At 38.3% G+C, this 3,531-nt stretch carries 2 protein-coding genes; both read right to left on the bottom strand.

Annotated elements, in window-relative coordinates:
* Positions 1 to 226 precede the first annotated feature (226 nt).
* A complete protein-coding gene (locus KPC_RS18480) occupies positions 227 to 1,642 on the bottom strand; it encodes an amino acid permease (protein WP_121975795.1) in 1,416 nt (471 codons plus the stop codon).
* Positions 1,643 to 1,707: 65 nt separating this feature from the next.
* Complete coding sequence (gene hutH, locus KPC_RS18475; protein WP_121975796.1) at positions 1,708 to 3,246, bottom strand: histidine ammonia-lyase; 1,539 nt, start codon at positions 3,244 to 3,246, stop codon at positions 1,708 to 1,710.
* Positions 3,247 to 3,531 lie beyond the last annotated feature (285 nt).

Below are 3,531 nucleotides of genomic sequence, written 5' to 3'. Positions count from 1 at the left end.
ACATTGTTTATATAAAGTGAATGCTTACTTTTAAAATTAAAGTCAAAATAATTTTAAATTCATGTTTTATATACATATTATTTTTTCAAAAAATTTTAATGTTTATCAATAGTATTAAGACATCATCTCAAATCAGTATTTTTATCAAATATCCGGGTAAACCAAGACCTTATTGTGAATCTTTTGATATAAAAAAAGCCCAATGTTGAAATTGGGCTGGAGTAATTTAGTTTTCTTGTTCAGGATTGGTATTTGGTAAAATCCTTACATCCTCATATTCAGTCTGTTTGGGTTTAACCCAAATCATATAGCTTAGCCAAAGAAGTAATAACCACCCTATTCCAACAAATATTGCAGGTCTGGACTCAGGAAAATATCCCATCATAATCAAGATAAATACCATAAATACAATTGCAAAGGCAGGTGCATAAGGCCAACCTATGACAGGAAAATCCAGTGATTTTATTTCCTCTTTAGACATTTTACGACGCATCGCAACCTGAGAAAGTAAAATCATGAGCCACACCCAGACTGTCGCAAAAGTCGCAATAGCAGCAATAATCAGGAAAATATTTTCAGGAATAAGATAGTTTAAAATTACCCCTATAAATAAAACACCTGCCATCACGACGACTGTCATCCAGGGAACGCCATTACGGGATATTTTCTTGAATACCTGTGGTGCCTGACCACGGTTTGCCATTCCATACAGCATACGACCAGCACCAAAAACATCACTATTAATCGCTGAAACTGCTGCTGTAATCACCACAATATTTAATATTGTCGCTGCGGATGAGATACCCAGATTTTCAAATATCTGTACAAAAGGGCTACCTTGACTACCAATCTGATTCCATGGAAAAATCGACATCAATACAAAAATGGTCAATACATAAAACAGTAAAATACGCACAGGAACAGCATTAATTGCTTTCGGTAAAGTCTTTTTAGGATCTTGAGACTCACCTGCAGTAATACCTATAATTTCAATTCCACCAAATGCAAAAACGACGACCGAGAGGGATGCAATAAGCCCTGCAATACCATTTGGGAAAAATCCATCATGTATCCACAGATTTTCTATACCTGGTGTATATGCCGTTTGCCCCGATTGGAAACCGTAATACATGATCCCAAAGCCACCTAAAATCATGGCAATAATTGCACCGACTTTGATGATCGAAAGCCAGAATTCTAACTCACCAAAAACCTTGACATGAATCAGGTTAATTGCGCCTAAAAATAAAATAAGTGACATAATCCAGATCCATCTAGGAACATCGGGAAACCAAAATCCCATATAAATCCCAAATGCTGTGACATCTGCAAGTGCCACAATGATCATCTCAAAAACATATGTCCAACCTGTAGTAAAACCAGCCAATGGACCAATATACTGAGATGCATAATGACTAAATGAACCTGAAATCGGGTTTTTAACCGCCATTTCTCCTAGTGCACGCATAACAATGTATATTGCAATACCTGCAAAAATATATGCAAGAATGACCGATGGTCCTGCCATTTTTATCGCAGTTGCCGAACCGTAAAATAATCCTGTACCAATTGCAGAACCTAATGCTAAAAATCTGATATGGCGAGTATTTAATCCTCGCTGCAGTGTGGAGTTTTGAGTCATTATAATCTCCATTTCATTCAAAACTTAATGTGATAATGACCACATCCTGTGGTCTTATTTAAGGTTTAATCTATGCTGAGACTCGGCAATAAATTACCAATAACCAGACGATTTAAACAGCCACTTGCAAGTAATTTACTTGCCTGTTCAATATCAGGAGCAAAGAAACGGTCTTCGTTATAATATGGCACTTCATCACGTAAAATTTTACGTGCTTGTTCTAGTTTAGGGGAGCTTTTCAAGCCTTCACGGAAGTCTAGACCCTGACATGCTCCCAACCATTCCACTGCCAAGATCCCACGCACATTATCCGCCATATACCATAAACGTTTGCCTGCATTTGGAGCCATAGAAACATGATCTTCCTGGTTTGCTGAGGTTGGTAAACTATCAACACTCGCAGGATGAGCAAGTGCCTTGTTATCACTAGCTAAAGCTGCCGCTGTTACCTGCGCGATCATAAATCCGGAGTTAACTCCACCATTTGCAACTAAAAATGGTGGTAACTGTGACATGTGACGATCCATCATCATTGAAATACGACGTTCAGACAATGAACCAATTTCAGCAATAGCCAAGGCCAAATTATCTGCCGCCATTGCCACAGGTTCAGCATGAAAATTACCACCTGAAATCACATCGCCATTGTCTGTAAAAACAAGCGGATTATCAGAAACGGCATTGGCTTCTATTTCTAAAATTTCTGCGGTTTGACGAATCTGGGTCAAACAGGCACCCATAACTTGTGGTTGACAACGAAGTGAATATGGATCTTGAACTTTATCGCAATCTTCATGTGAATGGGCAATTTCACTATGGTCTGTTAATAAATCACGATAAGCAGCAGCAGTATCGATTTGCCCCTTTTGTCCACGAACCTCATGAATACGTGCATCAAATGGCGAACGGGAACCAAGCATTGCTTCGACACTTAACCCACCACAAACCAAGCCTGCAGCAAATAAATCTTCCGTTTCAAATAGTCCCCTGAGTGCATATGCTGTAGATACTTGTGTACCATTTAAAAGAGCTAGGCCTTCTTTGGCAACCAATGTAATTGGTTCTAAGCCAGCAATTTTTAATGCTTCCACTGCAGGCAACCATTCACCTTTATACCGAGCTTTGCCTTCCCCAAGTAAAACCAATGACATATGTGCCAAAGGAGCTAAGTCGCCAGATGCCCCAACCGAACCTTTCAAGGGAATATGTGGATAAACTTCTGCATTAATCAACGTTAATAACGCTTGAATAACTTTCAAGCGTATACCAGAAAACCCACGTGCCAAACTATTGGCTTTTAACAACATAATCAAACGGACCATTGCGTCATCAAGCGCTTCTCCCACACCAGCAGCATGAGATAGAACCAAAGATCGTTGTAGTTTTTCCAGATCTTCTGGCGCAATTTTTGTTGAAGCCAATAGACCAAACCCTGTGTTGATCCCGTAAGCTGTACGCCCTTCTGCAATAATTTTTTCTACACAGGCTACACTTGCATTGATTGCTGATTCAGCGTTTGAGTCCAATGTCACATGGACTGGATTCAAATAAGCATTTCTCAAATCTGATAATGTCAATTTTCCTGGCTGAATTAAGAGTTCCATTTTTTCATCCTGTTTTTCAAAATTTATGTCCTGAATATGCTGAAATGTGTTTTTAATCCAGAAAACAATGTCCATTGGTTTTTATATTGCTAACAGCAACAACTTCTGGACTATTTTGCAACGTTTTCAGTTAAATCACTTTGGGAGGTTTATCTAAATGTTGTATTAGAGCTGAATATGCTTCACAACTATTGTATTTATCATCATCAGATTCCTTCCAGTTTTTCCAAATTCCATTGTATATTCTGCCTATACTTGTATATACATATACATACTAATATTTAT

Source organism: Acinetobacter stercoris, from assembly GCF_900323515.1.
Lineage (GTDB): Bacteria > Pseudomonadota > Gammaproteobacteria > Pseudomonadales > Moraxellaceae > Acinetobacter > Acinetobacter stercoris.
Note: the sequence above shows the minus strand (reverse complement) of the source record. Positions and strands in the feature narration are given on the sequence as shown.